This window comes from Nesterenkonia sandarakina, assembly GCF_014138825.1.
Taxonomy (GTDB): domain Bacteria; phylum Actinomycetota; class Actinomycetes; order Actinomycetales; family Micrococcaceae; genus Nesterenkonia; species Nesterenkonia sandarakina.
The window spans coordinates 2,342,746-2,363,368 of the sequence record NZ_JACJIH010000001.1; the positions used below are offsets into that span (position 1 = coordinate 2,342,746).

Consider the following 20,623-nt stretch of genomic DNA (forward strand, 5'->3'; position numbering starts at 1 on the left):
GTCAGTCCTGGAAGGTTCCGGTGAGCTGGGAATAGATGCCGAAGAGCCCGACGAGCAGCGGAAGCAGCGTCAGCGTGGCCAGCGACTCGAGTCGGCGGGCATTCAGGCGCAGCTGTGCCGCCGTGTGCTCAGGGATGCTGACCAGACGCAGCGCCAGCGGCAGGGCGGCGAGCAGCAAGGGTCCGATCACGAGCAGCGGCGTCGGGATCACCTCGCTCAGCCCGCGCAGCAGCAGCACCAGTCCGATGGCTGCGGCCACCAGCAGCGCCACCTGTTCCAGAGCCAGCGGCATGTTGCGGGCCCGCAGCGCGGTCAACATGATCAGGGCGATGGCCAGCGGCAGGGTCCACGCAGTGAGGCCTTGAGTGATCAGTCCATGGATGGCTGCACCGAGCGAGATCGCGCACAGCACCACCGTGCCGGCGAGGCCGAGGTGAGCGTTGCGGAACGCTGCGGCCGCCTCGCGACGAGTGGACCGCCGACCCTGGGCGGTCGCGTCATCCAAGGTGGTCAGCCCGGAGAGGGTCAGCGCCAGGCGGGGCACCACTCCGAGAAGGAACGCCGTGCCGATGCCCGCCACGGCCGTGACGCGATCATGGTCGCCGAGGATCAGCTGGCCTCCCCACCAGAGTGTGGTCAGTGCCGCAGAGGTCACCACCACATGCAGCGCCACCTGCCACTGACGGCGTGAGAGATGCCAGGCCGTGAACGCCAGCGCCACCCAGATTGCGGGAAGCCACGCGTCCCAGGAGACCTCCGGCAGGCCCCAGCTATAGCTGAGACCCACGGCGGCGGCGCTGACTGTGACCAGTTCTGCATCGAACTGCAGCCTCTGGCGCGGAATGATCGCCAGGGCGAGCAGCGCGGCGCCGGCGAGACCGAGGCTCCACCAGGCTGGCGTCTCGGGCTGCATCGTGTGTTCCGCCAGGACCAGTCCGGCGAGCAGGAACACCCCGAAAGTCGCCACGCTGAGCATCCGGGCCCCCTCGATGCGCCACACATCGGGGTACTCGTCATGGTGGTGTTCGGTCTCTTCGGCGAGATCGTAGACGAGAGGCTGGGGGACGGCCTCGTCCAGACGATCCAGGGCCAGCACCGCACCGTCACGGATCCCGGCCGTGCGCAGCGACTGATGCGGCAGAAGGCTGGGACCTGCCGCGGGCGTCAGGGTGAGCGTCTGTGGGGAGCCCGAACCCAGCGGGCCGCCCATGGTGGCCAGCACGTCGGGGATCAGCGCAGCCACCTCCCGCGATGAGGGCAGCAGCATCTCGACATTGCGGTGATCCGAGGCGACGGTCACCCGGGTGTAACCGGTGCTCATGGGAGCGGAACCCCCAGGATCGAGAAGGCGCCCATGCGGGCTTCCTGCTGGGCGAAGAGGTTCACGATGAAGGAATATCCCACGCAGCCCGCGCAGATCAGGGTCGCGACCACAGCGCCGATGAGCAGCAGCTTGACCCCGTCGTCGTATTTGCGCCGGGTGCGCTCCTGGCCGTAGAGCAGCGCCTTCAACAGACGGTGACGGCGGACCGACACAGATTCCAGGATCTGCTGGTCGTGATCGATCATTTAATGCTTCCTTCGTTTCCCGTTCAAGATCGAACCACTCGATGATTCCCAGCTCCCTCGACGCGCGACGCTTCGGTCGTCCGAAGTCAGTCACAAGAGGGGAAAGATAGATCGAACATTAACCCTCGATCATCACCTGCAGAAGCTACGATAGCCCCTGATCGGGCTCTTGGGAGTGCCGTTCGGGAAAATTCTGGATGGCGCGTGATTTCAGTCTGACCGGGGCAATCGTGTGAACTTTGGGTTAGTGCTCTCTGAGTTACAGGTAATTCCCAGGTTCATTGTGTCGAGTACTGTTCGTGGGCACTGAAGATCCTTCGTCCACCCATTGAACCGAAAAGTCACGTCGTCTCCAGGAGGAACACCCGTGAAGTTCGATATGGGAGCGTCCACGCTCCAGACCCTCAGCCAGCAGACCACCGGTTCCTCAGATGAGCTGAGCTCACTGATCCAGCAGCTGGTCAGCGCCGTCACCCCGTTGGAGGGAAAGTTCAACGGTTCCGGACGCGCCGCCTTTGACTCCTTCAAGACTCGTGCCGACCAGGTCTCAGCAGATCTGAACTCGGCTCTGGCCGCGATCAACGAGGGCCAGTCCGGGATGAACGTCGCCAGCCAGACCGGTGACCAGGAGTCGGCGGACAATGCGCTTCGCAGCCAGGGCGCGGCGAACTTCGATGCCGCGAACTTCTCGGGAAGTCGCTGAACCACCACACAGTTCGGGCATCACCCGGCTGATTCTCACAAGCTCGAACGTCAATTCCCACGCTGAGAAATGCGCAGAAGGAGCAGCAGATGTCCTTGGATCGAATCTCATACGACACCGGTGTCTCAAGCCAGGTGGAAGCCGATATCTCACAGATCACCAGCCGACTGGAATCGCTGATCAACGAGCGGGACCAGCAGGTCATGGCGGCCCTGTCCGATTTCCAGATGGACGGCGCCGACGCCGAGTACCAGCAGGTCGAGACCCGGTGGAAGAACGCCTCCACCGAGGTGAAGAACATCATCACCCTGGTGCGTCAGACGCTCGAGGAGAATGACCAGACGGCGACATCGACCCAGTCCCGGACGCGTTCCGCGATCGCCAACATCGGCTGAGTCTGGCTCAAGAAGGCGTTTTGAACTCATCGGGAGGGTGATGTCGTTGGGGCAACATGATGTGCAACTGGGGCAAGCCCGGGCGATCTTCACCACGGTGGGGCAGGAGCACTCAGGTGCGGTCACCGATGCCTCGGCGCTGCTCGCTGAACTGGACACCCTCCTCGGGTTGGCCCAGAGCCCGGTCCTTCGAACTGCGCTGCAGGGACTCAAGGACGAGGGGTTCGAACCCCAGCTCACCAGCGCTGAGCAGAGGGTGGAACGGGCACGTGCCAGCGGAGAGGAAGTCCTCGGCATCGTCTCCCAGGGGGACCAGGAGATGACCGCCGCGGCGGAGTCGTCCGCCGGTCAGGTGCCGGCCCAGCTTGATCTTCCTGGGACCGGCGGCCCGCGATGAGTCGCGCGTGCCTGCGGTCCGAGAACTGACACAGGAGTTCTTATGGTCTCGATCAACACGGCTGCGTTCACCACGTGGGAGCTGCCTTCAAGCCTCAATGCCGCCGCCACGCAGGTCAAGGCCAAGGCGGAGAGCTTCGCGGCGCATATCGAGTCCGCAGGTACGCACTGGGCGGGCCTGCAGGAGGCTTACCGCGGACCCTCGGAAGCGACCCTATGGGCCGCTTTGCAGCCGGCCGAAGCAAGCGCGGAGTACGTTCGGAACGCCGGAGCGCTGAGTGCGTCAGCGCTGGAGGAATTCGCCACGGAGCTTCAGACGCTGATCGACCGGCGCAACAGGTTGGTGGCGGAGATCGCGGCCTTCAACACTTTGAATGCGGGCAACTCGGAGGAGGAGCTCAGCATCGTGGACCAGGGGGCGCTCATGCGACTTCCGGGGGCAGTTGAGTCACTGCAGCAGTCCTACGAATTCCGGGTGACTCAGTGTGCTGGATTGTTGGCTCGGATTCGACCAGGTCAGATCAGCGATGGCGAATTCACGTCATCCCTCGATGGGCTGACGAACTGGCGGACATACAGCGGGGTATCCGGCTGGTTCGACGTACAGACCACGAACACGTGGCAGGGCTTCGAGAGTTCAACGCAGGTACCGGGCCGGGCACAGCCCATCGTGGTGCCCGTGGAGCAGAACGCCCGATTCACGGGCAGCAGCACCCATGCCACCCTCTTCAACTCCCCGCTCGGCCCGGGACTCGCCGCCGCCGGCGGGGCAGGCCTGACCACCCGCATCACGCAAGCCCTCAAGAACGACCACGCGCCAGGCTCCACGTGGCAGCAGCGCCTGAACGCCGGCTTCCCGCAGAGATTCGCCGGTGGACTGCCAGGGGTCGCCGACTATCTGGCATGGAAGCAGACAAGCGGACCCACCGTGAAGACCTCGTTCAGCGACCCCCGGATCAGTCACGGCTCTGATGGGTCAGTGCGCACCGAGAAGACAGTCACCCAGACACGCAGCAGCGCAACTCTCGGCAATGTCATCAATCGAGGCGCCACCGCCGGCGGCACGGTGCTGACCATTGGAACTGCCGCCGTCAGTTTCACCAATGAGCGAGAGATGCGTCAGCAGGAGCTCGCCCAGCAGAACCCGGCCATGTCCGATGCGGAGATCAACAGTGAGGCCACCCACGACGCGGCAGCATTCACGGTGGGGAGCACGGGCTCCAGCATTCTCGCCTCTGCCGCTGCGGGAGCCGCCATCGGCAGCGTTGTGCCTGTGGGCGGGACTGCGGTCGGCTTTGCGGCGGGGGTGCTCACCGGAGTGGTGATGGAGGCACCGATGCTGCCAGACCTCGATGGTGACGGGCAGCGGGACAGTGTTGCTGATGCGTTCGGCATCGGGGCGGAGAAGGTTTGGGATGCGGCCCGTACGGACGGCGTCGATGCAATTCGTGACGCGGGCTCTAGCATCGCAGAAGGTGCTGAGGCGTTGGCAGAAGGCGTCAGCAACTCCAAGTTGAACCCCTCCAACTGGTTCTAGATCTTCGGAAGGTCAAAGATGAATGTCATGTGGGTGCCACTGCTGGTGGCTCAGGGTTTTTCGCTTCTGGGGCTCTTGCTCTGGTGGCCGAGTTGGAGTGGCAAGAGCACGCTCTGGCTTGAAGGCAGGGGGTGGGGGTGGCGGCCGCTCATCTGGCTCTTCACCGCCATCTTCTTCCAAGTGTTGGCCCTGAGCTTCCTCGTGATACCAACGGCTCAAGGCGGTCCCATACTCGACGCCGAATGGTTGTTGCTGGTCGCGGCCGCGCTCATGCTCATCGGTTGTCCGGTGACGTTCATCGGTGCCTTCTTCTGGTGGCCGAGATTCATGTTGCCGGGGTGGATCCGCGAGCGGCTCAGGGCTGGTGACCCTGTGAAGACTGCGTACCCGCTGCCTGAAGTCCAGCATCTGATGACTAAGCCGCAGAACCTGCCACCTGCTTACCCAAGCAGCCATCCTGGGGGCATGTCGGTTCCCGGCGAGGCAGGTGTGCAGGGACGTTCCCTTCTCGCGCAGCCTGAGTCGTCACCAATGCCACCGCTGCCGCCGCTCCCGCAGGAATTCAAGGTGGGCGTCGGGAGGTGGTGGTTCGGTGCCGTCGTCGGCGCCCTGGCTGCTGTGGTGTGCACCTGTGCGGTCCTAGGAGTTCCCCGTGAGATGTTCATCAACCAGAGCGGCATGATGGGGGTGTTCCGGGTGCTTTCGGTGGTGGGCGCTCCGCTGGGAGCGTTCTCGGCGGTCTATTTCGCCCGAGCAGCACTGCTGCCGGATCATGTCACGGTCGCTAAGGACGGGGTCTCCACCCGGAGCTGGCGGCTGAGCTTCGGCGAGATCGAAGCGGTCTCGGTCACGGGGGACCCGGGGTCGCATCAGGGACAGGTGGAGCTGCTGGTCTCGGATGAAGTGTTTGCTCGGGAGGGTGCTGGCAACAGGTGGTTCTCAGGGAGGCCGCTGGGCATGGGCGGGATGACGGGTAAACGCCCCGTGATTCGGCTTCAGCCCGGCACGAAGGCAGCGCCGGGAGAGATCGCCATGTTGATCGAGCATCACCGGCGTACACAGCGCCCGGCGGCCCAGGATCTCGGTTTTGCCACCAGGGCGCGGTCACCGTGGCAGCAGCCCTCAGCCGCTCCAGGGCCGGAGGGGCCCTCTCGTGTCTGAGAATCCTGATATCGGATTCGTTGCGATCAGACTCGGCCCTGCATTGATCGATGTGCCAGACGGATGGGAAGTATGTGAGGACGGCTCGCGGGGAGTGATAGTCCTTCGTCTCCCACTGGATCTGAACCACGGCACCCACCAGCTCTCTGAAACCCCGGGGCTGATCCACCCCAACATTGCGCTGCGCTTCTTTGACGGCGCCCCTGCCGAGGGAGGGGTCGCCCGCGCAGCGGCGGACGAGCTTCGAGCCGTGCTGAGCGCTGCATCGGGGACTACACCAGTGGCTGCACAACCGTTCCTCACTGACTCTGGACTACCCGGCCGAGGTCACCTCCTCGTGGGGCTGCACGCCCGGATCCCTTTCCAGATGAGTCGCTGGTACGTGGGCGTGGGGAGCACCCTCGTCGAGGTGGTTCTGACATTCCCCAACACCGATCATCCCGAGCTGCTGATGCTGGGGGAGGCGGTGGCGCGATCGATCCGCGCCGATCCCACCGGGGTTGAGCACGGTGCGGCCGGGAGTGGGAGTGCACCTGCGATACCCGAGTGGCGGGTGGATTCGACTTTGCTGCGTGCGTTGAAGGCGGCCGATCTCCCCACCGAGTTGGCCCGGTTGGAGCGGCTTGAGCAGCTCACCTCTGAGGCCACGCTCGGAACACTCCCAGGTCGGGGCGCAGAGCTGAGCCATGAGGCGATGCAGCATCTGCTCGCGATCACGGAGCTTGGGAGCATCCATCGCTTCTCCGCTGCTCCTGAACCGGCACTGGGCGAGCTGGAAGCCCTCGGTCTGGTGGAGGATCAGCGACTTTCAGCGCGGGGGCGTCATGTGATGTCGGGAGTCTCTGGAACACCAGACATCAGTGTCGCCGGAAGGCTGGGCGAAGAGACCACCGAGGCACGCATCTGGCTCGACGGCGATGAGGCGACCTGCCTGTTGGGTCCAAGTCATCGGGACCTCGTCGAGGGACGGGTCGGCCATGGCTATGTGCTTCGAGAGTTGGCAGTGTCGGCCTCCGTGATTCTGGACGCCTGGGTCGGCAACCACGCCGCCTGGTTCTCTGACTTCTCCGTCGTCTTGGATGAGGCGGCGCTGAACGGCTGCCTGGAGGGAGATCCTCAACGGGGTATCCCTGCGCTCGGCGGTGCGAAGGAGGCCCTCGTGCGTGAGGCTCTCTCGGGAGGGCTCTCTGACTGGACCTTCAGCGGTCACAGATCTGGGCACCAGTTCCGGTGGTTGCGAACTCGCCACAGAGGCCCGATGCTCATCGATTCCGAAGAGGGCGCACCGGCCGTGAGGCTGAGCAGCAGCTCAGGCTCGGTCATTCACCATGAGCTCATGACGCGCGTGGTCGAGGAGTCCCGTGCTGAACGGGTACCGCACCTTGGCTGATCCGCCCTCGCGACCCAGGCCGGCAGGTCGACGATCCACCCCAGGGCGATGCTTCCACCGTGGATGAGTTGTCGGCACCGCCGGATCGAGGTCCTTCGGGCGCAGAGGGGACGGAGCATTCTCGGTTTCATCGCGTCTAGGGGTGACGGGAGGCTGAACAGCATCGGTGGACTTGAACCCGCGTTGCTCAACTGGGCCACAGAAACGAAAGGTCGATCGAGGGGAATTAAGGATGATCATTGCGACTTCTGTGTTTTAGGGGCTTGCCATCTTGGGTCTGTTTCTCTGGTGGCCGGCATGGAGCGGGAAGAGCACCCGTTGGTTGGAAGGCCGTGGATGGGGTTGGCGGCCCCTGGTCTGGCTGACCACCTTGACCATGCCCACCGCCGAGCGAGCGCCTACCTGGGATGCTGACTTTCTCCTTGTCCTGGGGTCGCTGCTCCTGTTTGTAGCGGGTCCGGCCACATTTATCGGTGCGTACTTCTGGTGGCCGAGGTTCATGTTGCCGGGGTGGATCCGCGAGCGACTTCGAGCAGGGGACCCGGCGAAGACCGCGTACCCGCTCCCTGAGGTCCAGCACCTGATGACCAAGGCGCAGAATCAGCTGCCACCCTGGCTCACGGAACCCGGCGTGCGGGTCGTCCCAGGGCCGCACGGGCGGCTCACCTACGCGGACCACCGCGGCCGATTCGGACACTAGTCGCAGCTTGAGACCGCGGGATCTGAGACGAAGATGCGGCAGGAGACGAAGATGCGGCAGGAGACGACGACGGCCCGCCGGTCAGAACCGGGCGGGCCGTCGTCGTCGTTCTCAGGTGGTCAGCTCTTCAGGCTCAGACCTCGGCGGGCTGGCGCTGATGCACGCGGGCCGAGTGGGCCAGCTTCACCGTCCAGGTCTCACCCGGGGCCATGGTCTTGCGCGTGCCCTCGACGTTGACGTCGATCGGCTCCGCCGAGCCTTCGGAGAGCTTCAGCTCGACCTCGTCGTGGTTGATCGAGACCACGATGGGCTGGTTGCGGTAGCGCATCCGGAAGGTCAGCGAGGGCAGCTCATCGGGCAGCAGCGGGTGCAGCCACAGCGCGTCGGCGCGGGTCTCCACGCCGCCGTAACAGCGCAGCACCATGTCCACGGTGCCCGCCATGGCGCCCAGGTGCACGCCCTCGCGGGTGGTGCCGCCCTGGGTGTCGGCGAGGTCAGCCTCCAGCGCCTCCTTGAACAGGTTCCAGGAGCCTGAGCGGTCGAACCGCGCAGCCACCCAGCCGTGGACCAGCCGGGAGAGCGTGGAGCCGTGGGAGGACCGGGCAAGGTAGTACTCCACCGTGCGGCCGAAGTCCTCCATGGAGAGCGTGTAGCCCATATGGTCCAGGGTCTCCACGAGCTCATCGGCGGAGAAGATGTAGCAGAGCATCAGCACGTCGGCCTGCTTGGAGAGCTTGTACCGGTTGGTCGAGTCGCCCTCGGCCTGCAGGATCAGATCAAGCCGCCCGATGTTGCCGTACTTGGCTCGGTAGCCCTCCCAGTCGAACTCCTCCAGGGCCTCGTAGCCCTCGAACTGGCTGATCACGTTGTCCTCGTGGAAGGGCACGTGCAGCCGCTTGGCGATGTGCTCCCAGTGATCCAGCTCGTCTTCGAAGATGTCGAGCCATTCCGAGAGCGGGTCATCGCGACCGTCGAGGTCGCGCACCAGGCGTGCGGTGTGACGCAGCATCCAGGAGGTCAGCACGTTGGTGTACGCATTGTCGCGCAGGCCCGTCCCGGGCGCCTCGGCGGTGCCGTCGTGGTACTCGTCGGGACCCATCACCCCGTCGATGCTGAACCGGTCCGCCTCGGCGTCGTAGCTGGTCATGGAGACGAAGAACCGGGAGATCTCCACCAGGATCTCGGCCCCATAGTCCGCCAGGAACGTGTAGTCCTGCGTGGTCTCGAAGTACTGCAGCACCGAGTACGCGATCGCCAGGGAGACGTGGCGCTGGCGGTGCGAGTTATCCGGCATCCACATCCCGGAGCGCGGGTTCCACAGTTCGCTGGGCGTCTCCTCGCGGCCGTCGGATCCTGCCTGCCAGGGGAACATCGCCCCGTCATAGCCCTCGCTGCGGGCCATCGCCCGGGCCTCGCTGAGCCGCCGGTAGCGGTAGAGCAGCAGGCCACGGGTCAGTTCGGGCCGGCGCAGCGTGAGCATCGGATACATGAACATCTCGTCCCAGAAGAGATGCCCGCGGTAGCCCTCACCGGTGAGCCCGCGTGCCGGCAGGGTGGCGTCCAGGTCGTGCCGGGCGCCGAAGGCGGTCTGCAGCACATGGAAGGTGTGCAGGTTCAGCGCCATCTGCTGGCGCGAGGCGTTCTCCCCGATGGAGACCGCGAAGCGGTGCCAGAGCACGCCCCACATCTCCTCGTGGAAGGTCAGCATGGTGCGGAAGCTGGAGGCCCGCTGCACCTTCTTGACCGCGTTGTGCCAGACCGTGGAGATGGCCTGGTCGTGCGAGTTCGAGACTGCCGCGATCTTCTCCAGGATCACCGGCTTCCCGGACTCCAGGGCCAGGGAGATGTCGTGGCCGGCCACGAGTTCACCCTCGTGGATCGCCCGGCGCATCGGGTTGCTGGTCCCGGAGGTGGTCACCGTGGTGCGGGTCGCCAGGGCGATGCGCACCTCGGACTGGTTGGTCTGGGTCTCCAGGAGCACCGTGTCGCCGTCGACCTCACGGGACTGCACCGGCTCCAGATGGTTTCCGGCGAGCTCGCGGTCGGCGTCCACGTTGCGGTTGGCCACTCGGCCATCGATCATCGAGCGGACGTTGACGTTGCCGGACCAGTTCTCGGCCTCGATCTTCATCTCCAGGGCGGCGATCTGCACCCCGGCCAGAGACTGGAACTGGCGCATGGTGACCTTGGTGCGACGCCCATGGAGGTCCTGGTAGCGCGCGATCCGGGTGACCACCCCGCGCCGCATGTCCAGTTCCTGGTGGTAATGGATCAGCTCCGGGGAGCCGGGCAGCAGCGGAGTCCCGGCGTCCGGGGTCACCTGCAGGAAGGTCCAGTCCGGCACATTGACCATGTGCTCGGTCTCCACGGTCTTGCCCATAAGGTCGGTCTTGAGCCGGTTGAACACCCCGGCGATGTAGCTGCCCGGATAGTGGGTGGCGTCCGCCGCAGTGCCGGGGTAGTGCCCGCGGGTGCCCCAGTAGCCGTTGGCCATGGCCATGAGCACCTCGCGGGTCGGCTCCAGCTTCGGATCGAAGCCCTCATAGGAGAGCACCCAGTCCGAGTCATAGGGCCGGGTGGTGCGGGTGGAGAGGTTCATCACCGCCAGATCGGTGACGACGACGTCGGCGCCCGCCTCCTTCAGCCGGGCCGGGTCATCCCCGCGGTTCAGTCCCACGACCATGCCGAAGTCCCCGGCCCGTCCGGCCTGGACCCCGGAGGCGGCATCCTCGATCACGATGGTGTCCTGGGGCTCCACGCGCAGCAGCTCCGCGGCGTGGAGGAACATGTGCGGGTTCGGCTTGCCCGGAAGGCCGAGCTCCAACGCGTCGGAGCCGTCCACGATCACGGTGAACGCGTCGAGCAGTCCGGCGATGGTGAGCACCTCGCGACCGTTGCGTGAGGAGGTCACCAGCGCAGTGGGGATCCCGTCCTTGCGCAGCTGGGTGATCAGCTCAACGGTGGTGTGAAAGACCTCCACGCCGTCGCGGGCGAGCACGGATTCGAAGTAGCCCTGCTTGCGCGCGGCGAGCCCGTTGATGCTCAGCGTGTCCGGCGCGTCGTCCAGGCTCCCCTCGGGGACGGGGAGATCCCTGGCCCGCAGCAGCGAGCGCACCCCGTCCTCCCGGGGCCGGCCGTCCACGAAGTTCAGGTAGTCCTCTTCGGTGAACTCCGGCTGCGGGGAGCCGGCGATCTCCGGCAGCGCCGTGTCGAAGAGCTCCTTCCACGCGCGCGTGTGTACCCCGGCGGTATCGGTGACGACCCCGTCCATGTCGAAGATCACGGCACGGAAATGGCGCAGTGCGTGGCGTTTGGCCTCGGCACTGTGTCGGAACGGATTCTCAAAGGGGTGCATATCTGCCTCACGCTGAGATGGTGCAAAGGTCGGGTGTCTGTCCCCAGAACGGTGGCGTCTCCGCTCGGGCACGGTGCCCCATCCTAGGTCTCTAGGGTCAACGATATACACCCAGCGGGTGTCCACCTATGGCGCAGGTCTCCCATGTGGGGGTGCTAGCGTCTTTGTCATGGCGCGGCGAAGCAGCATCGAACTGACTTTTCGAGAGGTGGCGGGCACCGCTCCGGACTCCTTCGTGGCGGCCGGCACAGTGGTGGACTGGATCGACAAGACCGCCTACGCCTGCGCGGCCTCCTGGACCCGGACCGACTGCGTCACCTCCTATGTGGGCAATATGCACTTCACCGTGCCGGTCCCGCGGGAGACCCCGGTCACCGTGCAGGCCCGGGTGGTCCACACCGGACGCACCTCGGTGCACATCCAGACCCGGGTGCTGATCCGCAAGGAGCAGGGCTGGGTGGTCTGCACCGAGTGCTTCATGATCTATGTGGCCGTGGGCGACGACGGCGAACCGGCCCCCGCGGAGGCCTTCGAGCCGCAGACCGAGCTGGAGCGGCGCCGGGACCTCGACGCCTCCCAGCGCATGGTCTACCGCCGGCAGATGGAAGAGACGATCCAGTCGCTGCCCGAGGGAATGGGCAGCTCCGAGGCGCTCACCCTGCGGTTCCTGGCCGACACCGACGAGCGCTACCCCGACGGCAAGATCCGCGGCGGCGCGGTGATGAAGTGGATCGACAAGACCGCGGAGATCTGCGCCGAGCGCTACAGCGGCCACGACGTCGCGGCCGTGCTCACCGGCGGGGTCCGCTTCTACCGGCCGGTGACCGTCGGGGACCTGGTCGAGGTCGACGCCCGGCTGGTGCTCACCGGGTCCAAATCCATGCACGTGCTGGTCCGGGTCCGCGCCGGGGACCGCCGAGAGAAGCACCCTGCGGTGGTGGCCTACGGGCTTCCCGTGATGGTCGCCCCGGACGGCACCGGCTCGGCCCGTGCCATCGCACCCTGGGAGCCGATCACCGATGAGGATCACGAGGTGGCGGCCCGGGCGCGCCGGCTGCGTGACCTGCGCAACGCCACCTTGTTGACGCCCAGCCCGATCACCTCACAGAACTGAACTGGTATGCGATGACTCAGCCTCCACAGAACCCCTATGGGCAGGACCCGAACTACCCGGGCCCCGATCACCTGGGCCCCCCGACCCAGCAGCCCATTCAGCAGCCCGGACCCTATGGGCAGCCGCCTCAGGACTATGGCCAGCAGCCCGGACCCTATGGGCAGCCGCCTCAGGACTATGGCCAGCAGCCCGGACCCTATGGGCAGCCGCCTCAGGACTATGGCCAGCAGCCCGGACCCTATGGGCAGCCACCTCAGGACTACGGCCAGCACCCACAGGGGGTCATGCCCGGGCAGGGCGGGGCGCCGTCGTACCCGCCGCGCAAGCGGCAGCGCGACTCCGAGCCGGGCCGGTTCCTCTGGGGCGATCTCATCGCGGTGCTGGCCTATGTGGTGGTGATGCTGGTCGGCGGCGTGAGCCTGCTGGCCCTGATCCCGCCCTTCTCCACCATGCTCGGCTCCGGGGTGGAGCAGCAGGAGCAGCAGGGGCTGTTCCTGATCAACGTGGTCGGCTACGCCGTGATGGTGGTCATCGCGCTCGCGTTCTCCGGCAAGGCGCTGATCCGATCGGTGCGGGCCTTCGGCTACCTGTGGTGGCTGAAGCTGCTGCTGGTGCCCGTGGCGTGGGTGGGCACGCTGATCCTCACCGCGCTGCTGGTGCTCAGCCTGGGCGGAGAGCCGGAGACCTCGGAGAACCAGCTTGCGATCGAGTCGATGCTGGCCTTCGTGCCGTTCCTCGCCGCGGTGCTGGTGATGGGTCTGCTGGGGCCCTATGTGGAGGAGTACTTCTTCCGGCACCTGCTCATCGGCAAGCTCTCGCGGTATATCAACATCTGGATCTGCGGCGTCCTCTCGGTGATCACCTTCCCGCTGCTGCACTTCATCCCCGCGCTGGTGCTGATGCTGGCCGACCCCAGCGCCCCCACGGATCTGACCCTGATCTCCGTGGTGCCCTATGTGGTGATGGGCTCGGTGTTCACCGTGGCCTACATCCTCACCGGACGCTCGCTGGTTTACGCCTGGCTGCTGCATGCCTTCAACAATGTGATGGCCCTGGTGATGGCCTACTTCGTCCAGCCCCGGCTCGAGCAGTTCCTCGAGGACAACGGCATGGAGGAGGTCGGCGGCCTGATCTCGCACGTCGCCGCGATGCTGCGGCTGCTCACCGAGACGACCTTGACGCTGACCGGCGGCAAGTGAACCAGCGGCGCTGATGACGGAGAGCCCAGAACAGGAGTCCCCCGCCGCACGAGACCCACGCCCGCTGGGACGGCAGATCCTCGCCCTGGCGGTCCCGGCGCTGGGCGCGCTGGTGGCCGAGCCGCTGTTCCTGCTGGCGGACACTGCGATCATCGGGCGACTCGGGGTCCAGGAGCTGGCCGGGGCGGCGCTGGGCATCACCGTGATGCACACCGTCACCGGGCTGATGATCTTCCTGGCGTACTCGACCACCCCGGCGGTGGCGCGTCTGCTCGGCGCCGGGCGGCTCTCCCGGGCGCTCGCCGCGGGCCGCGACGGGCTCTGGCTCGCCGTGATGCTCGGTGCGGTGCTCGGCTTCGCCGGACTGGCCTTCGGCGAGGAGCTCCTTCTGGCCATGGGCAGCTCTGGGGAGATGCAGGTCCACGCCTGGAACTACCTGCTCTTCTCGCTTCCCGGGGTCCCGGCGATCCTGCTTGTCTTCGCCGCGGTGGGGATGCTGCGCGGACTCCAGGACACCAAGACCCCGCTGATCGTGGCCGCGGTGGGCTTCGGGGCGAACATCGTGCTGAACCTGATCCTGGTGCACCCGGTGGGGATGGGCACCGCCGGAGCGGCGCTGGGCACCTCGATCGCCCAGTGGGGCATGGCGCTGACCTACCTGGTGATGCTGGTGCCGCGGATGCGCGCCGCCGGCGTGCCCCTGGGTGTGGACCCGATCGCGCTGCGCCAGGCGGCCAGCGTGGGCTCCTGGATGATGCTGCGCACCGTCTCGCTGCGCGCTGCGATCGTGGCCACGGTGCTGATCGCCACCGACCTGGGGCCGCACACCCTGGCCGCGCACCAGGTGGCCTTCATCATCTTCTCCACCCTGGCCTTCGTGCTCGACGCCTTGGCGATCGCGGCGCAGGCGCTGATCGGCAAGGAGCTCGGCGCCTCCCGGGTGCTCCAGGCCCGGGAGATGACCCGCACCATGACCCGGTGGGGTCTGGGGTTCGGGGTGGTCACCGGTGCGGTGATCGCGCTGGCGGCGCCCTTCGCCCCCTCGCTGTTCACCCCCGACGAGCAGGTCGCTGCTGGCATCACCGCAGCCCTGCTGGTGATGGCGCTCGCCCAGCCGATCGCCGGGTTCGTCTTCGTGCTCGACGGCGTGCTGATGGGCGCCGGGGACGTGCGCTACCTCGCCGTCGTCGGCCTGGTGAACCTGGTGGTGTACCTGCCGCTGCTGTGGTGGATCTCGCGTGCCGGATTCACCGGCACCGAGGCCATCCTCTGGCTCTGGGCAGGGTTCGCCGTGGTGTTCATGGGCGCGCGCGCGGTCACCCTCGGGGTCCGGGCCCGGGGGGAGCGCTGGATGATCGCCGGAGAGCATCGCTGAATCGCGTCCCCCGGGGCGCCCCGGGGGACGCGGTGTGAGACGGCAGCGGTAGACTCTGCTGCGTGTCTGTGCAGAAGATCCCCGCCGCCACCGCCGAAGAGCTGACCCGTCCGGTCTGGCTGCGCGCGGTCATCTCCGTCGTCTTCGCCGTGGTCGCGATCTTCTGGCAGGACGAGACCATCACGCTGCTGAAGATCTCCATCGCCGGCTTCTTCGTGCTCGGCGCCACGGCCATCTGGGACTACGCCAAGGTCGAGGCGGTGCCGAACACGCTGCGCGGCCCGCTGGCCATGGGTGCCGCGGCCTGGGTGCTCTCCGGGGTGGCGGTGATCTTCGTGAACACCGCGACCGCGGCCGCCGTGATCGCCGCCATCGGGTTCACTGCGATGGGCCTGGCCGAGCTCGTCGGAGGTCTCCGGGCCCGGAATGACTTCGTGCCCGCCCGGGACCAGATCATCCTCGGTGCCGTGGGGGTGCTCACCGGACTCGCCCTGGCCATCGGGCTCCAGCTGGATCCGCACGGGATCCTCGGGCTCGCCGGGATGGGTGTGACCATCATGGCCGTGGTGCTGCTGATCAGCGGGGCCGGCCTGCTCCATGACGTCAAGCGTGGGCGGAACTCGACTCGTTGAGTCGCTGAATCGCCGCGGTTCTACTACAGGACGTAGAATTGGTCAGGTGGTGCAGGCGCAGCCCACCACAGAACAGATACCGATGCTCAGGAACGAGGAACTCCCAGTGGCTGAAGACGACAAGGGGCGCCGATCTCTGCTCGAGACGGTCAAGGCTCCGCTGATCTTCTCCTTCGCCATGGGGTTCGTGGCGGGCTTCGTCACCCTGATCACGGCCTCCGGGGGCACCGACAATCCGGCGCGGCTGGACCTGGGGCTGATCGCGTTCGGGATCGCCTTCATCGCCACGCTGCTGCTGATCTCGATGCTCCACCTCGCCTCGCGGGACAATCCCGAGCACCTCTCCGAAGGCTCCGGGGTGAATCGGAACTCGGAGGAGCTCTACCGCCAGCAGGTGGCCAAGCGCCGCGAGCAGGCTCGCCGGAAACAAGCCGATGAGGCGGCCCAGGCCCGGCGCGACGCCGGGGAGCCCCCGGCGGACGAGCCGCCCTACGGCCGCCGTGAGGACCGCAGCTGACCCCGAGTCCGCCGATTCCGGTGCAGCAGCACCAGTCCCGACCGACCCGGGGTCATAGTCGCTGACTGACAAGCACGTCACAGCCTCCTGTTTCCGTGACGGTCCCTCAGTCCTGCGGCTATTTCTTGGCCTTCTTCTTGTCCTTCTTCAGCTTCTTGGCTGACTTCTTCTCGCGCTTCTCCATCAGCTCATCCCGCATCCGGTCCCGGAACTCCTTGGCCGCGACGGCGGACTGAGAGGTGGGCACTTCGATCTGTGCCGCCTTCTCTGCCGCGCTCGGCTTGACCAGTCGCGGACTCTCCAGGGTGTCCGCATGAGATCCGACGTGCCGGACGGGATGCCCTGCCGCCGATGCCGTGTCTGCACCGGTGGAGAAGCTCTTGCGATGTGCCGCCTGACGGGCCCGGTAGGCCCGCACATGAGCACGGTTGGCGCAGTTGCCGAAATCGCAGAACAGCCGGGAACGGTTGCGGGTGAGGTCGATGATGACCGCATCACAGCCCTCCCCCTTGCAGGTGCGCATCCGTGCCGTCTCATCCCGCACCACGAGGTGCTGGATGGCGGTGGCCACGCTGGCTGTCATCACATCTACGAGTTCCTTCGACGCCGGCACCGGCTCAGCACGGTAGTCACCGTCTGAACCGCGAGCGACCCTGAGGCCCACGCCGGTGAGGAGCTCGTTGAGCACCTGCACCGGGGCGTCGGACTCTATCGGGGCCGCGCTCCATATTCGCTGAACCTTCTCCCGCAGGTCCCGCACTTTCTCCAGCTGCGTCCTGTCAGCCCCGGACACGGGCCATCGCATCGCCGGATCCCGCGCACTCAGATACTCCTTGAGCTGGGTCACCGTGGTGAGCTGGTCCAGACCGGGTGTAGCGCTGCGCAGACCATCGCTGGTGTTCACCAGGTCGGCTGCTGCTACGAGGGTTCGGTCAGTATCCACATCGAACATGCATCTCCTCTCCCGAGGTCATAGCACCCGTCCGAGATCCGCGGCCTCGCGGCGGCGGGCACTGGTGTGGGGCCAATATTAGTCCATCACCGCAGCGCACCGAAGGTCTGCTCACGTGCCGGAACTGTCCGCACCTGTCAGAGGCGAAGCGTTTCTGCAGCCTGGACAGTGACGCCTGGATGCCGCGAGCGTTGCGGGAGTAGACCTTCGAGAGAGAAAGGGCCGCTCGGACCGGTCGGAGCTGAGCCCGTGCGTCGTAGGACTCGGTGACCCATGTGCGTCCCTTCTCCCCGCGCGCCGGATCCTCCGGCAGCGGGGCCAGCTCCCAGCGCCATCGGTGTCCGGTGGGCTGGGCCCATTCCAGCACGCCGGGCCGATCGCCTTCCGGGGGCTGCGCGGTGCGCACCCGCAGCGGCAGCCGGTATCGGATCCCGAAGACCCGCATGTCCACACTGAAACGGTCCCCGGCCTTGAGCTGGTGCGGCCCGGTGGCGCGCCGCTGCACGGTGCCCGAACCGTCGATCTCATGGTGGCGGTGCGGATCGGCGATCAGGGCGAAGATCTCGTCGGGGGAGGCCGCCACTTCGGCGCTGAACGCCACGATGTGATCTCCCAGGTACACCTGCCCCGGAGCGGAGGGCGGGTTCGGCGGGGTGTGAGGCGCTGATGTCATACCGGGCAGTCTAGGTCTGCCGTGCCGGCGTGGCGGGTCCGATCCCCGGGAGATCATCGGGCCAGCTTGCAAGAAGTCCCACCTGCGGCAAGGCTTGGACCGTGACCAGCTCCCCCTCCACCCATGGCACGGCCCGCCGGCTCGCGGCGCAGGCCGCGGTGGAGGAGGCCACCCACCCGGCCGAGACCACCCGGTCCCAGGCCGAGACGCAGGCCCGGCTCCAGGTGCTCATCGAATCGCGCGCCATCTGGTGCGCCATCGGTGGTGCGCTGATCGGACTGGGGCTGGGGTTCTTCGTCTTCGGGGAGCACCGACCGCCGCTGGCCGGCGAGGAGTCCATCCAGGTCTATGGCTCGATCATCGGCGGGGTCACCGCCGGGCTGGGCTTTTTGCTGGGCTTCTCGCTGAACACCCGACTGGCGAACATCTGGCTGGGTCAGCGGCCGCGGATCCGTCAGGTGATGGACACTCTTGCGCTACTGGTCGTCCACTCCTCGATTGCGGTGATGGTGTCGCTGGGCCTCTTCCGGGTCTTCCAGGAGGCGTTCATCGGGCTGACCGTGGACTACATCGCGGGCGCGGTGCTGCTCGCCATCGTCGGCGGCACCTCGGGGTACTTCAGCTTCAACTCCGGTGCCCGGATCAACGCGTTCACGCTCTCCACGCTGCTGGCGCTGTTCACCGCCTCCGGTGTGCTGGTCTCGATGATCTTCGCCGAGAACCCGTTCTGGTGGCATGTGATGTTCTCGGAGCTGGGCACCGGCCAGGCCGGGCTGACCTCGTTCTGGACCTTCAACACCACGCTGGTGGTCTCCGGGACGATCATCACCACGCTGACCGCGTTCATCACCCGGGACTTGGAGATCTGGTCCGAGCACATCACCACCCGCCGGGAGGAGAGGCTGGAGCAGCGGCAGGCAGAAGGCCGACGTCGCAATGGCCGGCCCGCCCTGGTTCATCGGGTCCGCGCAGCAGTCTCCCGGCACATCTCCCGGCCCAGGATCGGGATGCTCCGGACGGTGATGATCGGCATGGGGGTCTGTCTGGCAGGGGTCGGACTGGTGCCGATCAGCCTGCACCACGACATCCACGTGCTCTTCACCGCTGGGTTCGGGCTGGCCTTCCTGATCCTGCTGATCGGCATGCCCTACCTGCTGCCCGGCTTCCCGCGCACCTTCTATCTGGTCAGCTACCTGGCGGCGGCGGCCGTGGTCTTCGCCGGGGCGCTCTGGGAGCCCATCGGCTACTACAACCTGACCTCCTTGGAGCTGATCGGCGCCGCCGTCCTGTTCTCCTGGATGGTCGTGTTCATCCGCAACATCGCCGCCCTGGTGGCCCAGCTGAAAGGTCCAGCCCTATGAAGCGAGCCGCCGTCGTCGGATCAGGTCCGAACGGGCTGACCGCGGCCTGCCTGCTGGCTCAGGCCGGCTGGGAGGTGACCGTCTATGAGGCCGCGGACGCGCCCGGAGGTGCGATGCGCTCGGCAGAGCTCTTCGCCGGAGAGTTCGGCCCGGCGGTCCCGGGTGCGGAGGGAGTGATCAGCGACCTCGGGGCCAGTGTGTTCCCCTTCGGCCCGCCGCCGGTTCCCGGGGTCGAGCGCCACGGCCTGAAGTATCTCCACGCTGGGTTCCCGGCCGCGCACGGGCTCGACGACGGCGCACCCCCGGCCCTGCTGCACTCCTTGGTGAGTGCCACCGCCGCCGGGCTGGGCCCGGACGGTGACGCGTGGACCAGGATCTTCGGCCCCCTGGTGCGGGACTGGGATCGGGTGCTGCGTGCGGGACTGACCCCGGTGACCGCTCCGTTGAGCAACCTGCAGTCCGATTCGAGAGCACACCGGCTGCAGTCCCTGGTCCAGATCGGAGCCCGCGGCGCCTGGCCCTCGACCTGGCTGCAGCAGCTCTTCGCCGAAGCCCCGGCGAAGGCGCTCTTCGCTGGGCTCGCCGGGCACGCGACCACTGATCTGCGCAGACCCCTGACCTCGGCCTTCGGGCTGCTGCTCGGAGCGGCGGCACAGGCGAGCGGCTGGCCGGTGGCCCAGGGAGGCTCCGGCGCGGTGGTGCGGGCCCTGGTGGCGGAGCTCGAAGCCCATGGCGGGAAGCTCCTCACCGGTCGCCGGGTCTCCGGATTGGAGGACCTGCGCATCCCAGGCAGCACCGGCCCCGGTGCCCACGTCCCGGATGCGGTGCTGCTGGATCTGACCCCGCGTCAGCTGCGCAGCTTCGGCGGACTCCGGCTGCCGCGCGGGTACTCCCGCACGCTGAGCCGATGGAACTACGGCACCGGCATCGTGAAGATCGACTATCTGCTCGAGGGCCCCATCCCATGGCGGCATGAAGCGATGGGCCAGGCCAGCACCGTGCATCTGGGCGGCGGTGCCCGGCAGATGGCGGCTGCAGAGGCCGCCGCCGTGAGCGGCACGCTGCCCGGCCGCCCGTATGTGCTGCTGACCCAGCCCAGCGCCGCGGACCCGTCCAGGACGCCCGATGAGCGCACTGTGGCCTGGGCCTACGCCCATGTCCCCGGTGGGCTCTCCGGGGCCGCGGTGACCCGGGCCGCGGGGATGATCGAGGCCGAGATCGAGGCCCAGGCGCCTGGTTTCGCAAGCACCGTGCAGGCACGCAAGCTGTGGAGCCCGGCGGACCTCCAGGAATGGAATCCGAACCTTGTGGACGGCTCGATCAGCGCCGGGGCTCCCACGCTGCGCCAGTTCCTGGCCCGCCCCGCGCTGCGAGCGGATCCGTATCGGGTGCCCCATGCCGGGGACGAGGCCCCGGGAACCCCGGAGGGCGTGACATCCGTCCTGACCGCCGCCGGTCAGGCCCCGGAGGTCTACCTCTGCTCCGCCTCGGCTCCCCCCGGTGGTGGGGCCCATGGGATGGCCGGGTTCCACGCGGCGCAGTCGGTGCTGCGCCGGGGCTAGCGGACCAGGTCAGAGGCCCAGTCTGAACGCTG

18 protein-coding genes are annotated in these 20,623 nt (G+C 67.0%); 13 read left to right on the forward strand and 5 right to left on the reverse strand.

What is annotated here, in order from left to right; translation table 11 throughout:
• Window position 1: 1 nt before the first annotated feature.
• Together HNR24_RS10605 and HNR24_RS10610 are read right to left on the reverse strand one after the other, a co-directional pair.
• Window positions 2-1,321, reverse strand: a complete 1,320-nt coding sequence (locus HNR24_RS10605) for an EsaB/YukD family protein (protein WP_058887834.1) — start codon at window positions 1,319-1,321, stop codon at window positions 2-4.
• Window positions 1,318-1,569: a hypothetical protein gene (locus tag HNR24_RS10610; RefSeq protein ID WP_058887833.1), complete on the reverse strand. Its 252-nt coding sequence runs from the start codon at window positions 1,567-1,569 to the stop codon at window positions 1,318-1,320. The genes HNR24_RS10605 and HNR24_RS10610 overlap by 4 nt, the downstream gene beginning before the upstream one ends.
• 367 nt (window positions 1,570-1,936) lie before the next feature.
• Here HNR24_RS10610 and HNR24_RS10615 point away from each other — a divergent pair, with 367 nt between their 5' ends.
• From HNR24_RS10615 to HNR24_RS10640, 6 genes are all read left to right on the forward strand, one after another.
• Window positions 1,937-2,272 (forward strand): WXG100 family type VII secretion target, encoded by a 336-nt coding sequence (locus HNR24_RS10615; protein WP_058887832.1) that lies wholly within the window; start codon window positions 1,937-1,939, stop codon window positions 2,270-2,272.
• Window positions 2,273-2,361: 89 nt separating this feature from the next.
• Window positions 2,362-2,667 carry a pore-forming ESAT-6 family protein gene (locus HNR24_RS10620; RefSeq protein WP_058887831.1) on the forward strand — a complete coding sequence of 102 codons (306 nt, stop codon included), beginning with the start codon at window positions 2,362-2,364 and terminating at the stop codon, window positions 2,665-2,667.
• A 61-nt stretch (window positions 2,668-2,728) separates the two neighbouring features.
• Window positions 2,729-3,064, forward strand: coding sequence for a hypothetical protein (locus tag HNR24_RS10625; RefSeq protein WP_157075349.1), 336 nt, complete (start codon window positions 2,729-2,731; stop codon window positions 3,062-3,064).
• Between the two features lie 342 nt (window positions 3,065-3,406).
• A complete protein-coding gene (locus tag HNR24_RS10630) occupies window positions 3,407-4,600 on the forward strand; it encodes a hypothetical protein (RefSeq protein WP_182496195.1) in 1,194 nt (397 codons plus the stop codon).
• A 27-nt stretch (window positions 4,601-4,627) separates the two neighbouring features.
• Complete coding sequence (locus tag HNR24_RS10635) at window positions 4,628-5,761, forward strand: hypothetical protein (RefSeq protein ID WP_182495728.1); 1,134 nt, start codon at window positions 4,628-4,630, stop codon at window positions 5,759-5,761.
• Window positions 5,762-6,170: 409 nt separating this feature from the next.
• Window positions 6,171-7,151 carry a hypothetical protein gene (locus tag HNR24_RS10640; RefSeq protein WP_182495729.1) on the forward strand — a complete coding sequence of 327 codons (981 nt, stop codon included), beginning with the start codon at window positions 6,171-6,173 and terminating at the stop codon, window positions 7,149-7,151.
• Between the two features lie 833 nt (window positions 7,152-7,984).
• On the opposite strand, the gene HNR24_RS10645 is transcribed toward HNR24_RS10640, so the two are convergent.
• Complete coding sequence (locus HNR24_RS10645) at window positions 7,985-11,206, reverse strand: beta-phosphoglucomutase family hydrolase (protein ID WP_182495730.1); 3,222 nt, start codon at window positions 11,204-11,206, stop codon at window positions 7,985-7,987.
• Window positions 11,207-11,375: 169 nt separating this feature from the next.
• Between HNR24_RS10645 and HNR24_RS10650 the strand changes: the two genes are divergently transcribed.
• From HNR24_RS10650 to HNR24_RS10670, 5 genes are all read left to right on the forward strand, one after another.
• On the forward strand, window positions 11,376-12,320 hold the full coding sequence (locus HNR24_RS10650) for an acyl-CoA thioesterase (protein ID WP_182495731.1): 945 nt from the start codon (window positions 11,376-11,378) through the stop codon (window positions 12,318-12,320).
• Window positions 12,321-12,331: 11 nt separating this feature from the next.
• On the forward strand, window positions 12,332-13,519 hold the full coding sequence (locus tag HNR24_RS10655; protein WP_182495732.1) for a CPBP family intramembrane glutamic endopeptidase: 1,188 nt from the start codon (window positions 12,332-12,334) through the stop codon (window positions 13,517-13,519).
• A 13-nt stretch (window positions 13,520-13,532) separates the two neighbouring features.
• Window positions 13,533-14,894 carry an MATE family efflux transporter gene (locus HNR24_RS10660; protein WP_182495733.1) on the forward strand — a complete coding sequence of 454 codons (1,362 nt, stop codon included), beginning with the start codon at window positions 13,533-13,535 and terminating at the stop codon, window positions 14,892-14,894.
• Window positions 14,895-14,956: 62 nt separating this feature from the next.
• Window positions 14,957-15,526, forward strand: a complete 570-nt coding sequence (locus HNR24_RS10665; protein ID WP_182495734.1) for a hypothetical protein — start codon at window positions 14,957-14,959, stop codon at window positions 15,524-15,526.
• Window positions 15,527-15,632: 106 nt separating this feature from the next.
• Window positions 15,633-16,043, forward strand: coding sequence for a hypothetical protein (locus HNR24_RS10670; protein ID WP_179441251.1), 411 nt, complete (start codon window positions 15,633-15,635; stop codon window positions 16,041-16,043).
• A 118-nt stretch (window positions 16,044-16,161) separates the two neighbouring features.
• On the opposite strand, the gene HNR24_RS10675 is transcribed toward HNR24_RS10670, so the two are convergent.
• Together HNR24_RS10675 and HNR24_RS10680 are read right to left on the reverse strand one after the other, a co-directional pair.
• Window positions 16,162-16,986 carry a CGNR zinc finger domain-containing protein gene (locus HNR24_RS10675; RefSeq protein ID WP_182495735.1) on the reverse strand — a complete coding sequence of 275 codons (825 nt, stop codon included), beginning with the start codon at window positions 16,984-16,986 and terminating at the stop codon, window positions 16,162-16,164.
• Window positions 16,976-17,668: an SRPBCC family protein gene (locus HNR24_RS10680; RefSeq protein ID WP_182495736.1), complete on the reverse strand. Its 693-nt coding sequence runs from the start codon at window positions 17,666-17,668 to the stop codon at window positions 16,976-16,978. The genes HNR24_RS10675 and HNR24_RS10680 overlap by 11 nt, the downstream gene beginning before the upstream one ends.
• 101 nt (window positions 17,669-17,769) lie before the next feature.
• Between HNR24_RS10680 and HNR24_RS10685 the strand changes: the two genes are divergently transcribed.
• Entirely contained in the window at window positions 17,770-19,029 is a 1,260-nt protein-coding gene (locus tag HNR24_RS10685; protein WP_058887818.1) for a hypothetical protein, read from the forward strand.
• Window positions 19,026-20,591 carry a phytoene desaturase family protein gene (locus tag HNR24_RS10690; protein ID WP_058887817.1) on the forward strand — a complete coding sequence of 522 codons (1,566 nt, stop codon included), beginning with the start codon at window positions 19,026-19,028 and terminating at the stop codon, window positions 20,589-20,591. Before HNR24_RS10685 ends, HNR24_RS10690 begins: the two co-directional genes overlap by 4 nt.
• Window positions 20,592-20,623 lie beyond the last annotated feature (32 nt).

Bases quoted from the DNA above. Each gene is read 5' to 3' on its own strand.
- HNR24_RS10605 (WP_058887834.1), bottom strand. From the start codon at position 1,321: ATGAGCACCGGTTACACCCGGGTGACCGTCGCCTCGGATCACCGCAAT.
- HNR24_RS10610 (WP_058887833.1), bottom strand. From the start codon at position 1,569: ATGATCGATCACGACCAGCAGATCCTGGAATCTGTGTCGGTCCGCCGT.
- HNR24_RS10620 (WP_058887831.1), top strand. From the start codon at position 2,362: ATGTCCTTGGATCGAATCTCATACGACACCGGTGTCTCAAGCCAGGTG.
- HNR24_RS10635 (WP_182495728.1), top strand. From the start codon at position 4,628: ATGTGGGTGCCACTGCTGGTGGCTCAGGGTTTTTCGCTTCTGGGGCTC.
- HNR24_RS10645 (WP_182495730.1), bottom strand. From the start codon at position 11,206: ATGCACCCCTTTGAGAATCCGTTCCGACACAGTGCCGAGGCCAAACGC.
- HNR24_RS10650 (WP_182495731.1), top strand. From the start codon at position 11,376: ATGGCGCGGCGAAGCAGCATCGAACTGACTTTTCGAGAGGTGGCGGGC.
- HNR24_RS10655 (WP_182495732.1), top strand. From the start codon at position 12,332: ATGACTCAGCCTCCACAGAACCCCTATGGGCAGGACCCGAACTACCCG.
- HNR24_RS10660 (WP_182495733.1), top strand. From the start codon at position 13,533: ATGACGGAGAGCCCAGAACAGGAGTCCCCCGCCGCACGAGACCCACGC.
- HNR24_RS10680 (WP_182495736.1), bottom strand. From the start codon at position 17,668: ATGACATCAGCGCCTCACACCCCGCCGAACCCGCCCTCCGCTCCGGGG.
- HNR24_RS10690 (WP_058887817.1), top strand. From the start codon at position 19,026: ATGAAGCGAGCCGCCGTCGTCGGATCAGGTCCGAACGGGCTGACCGCG.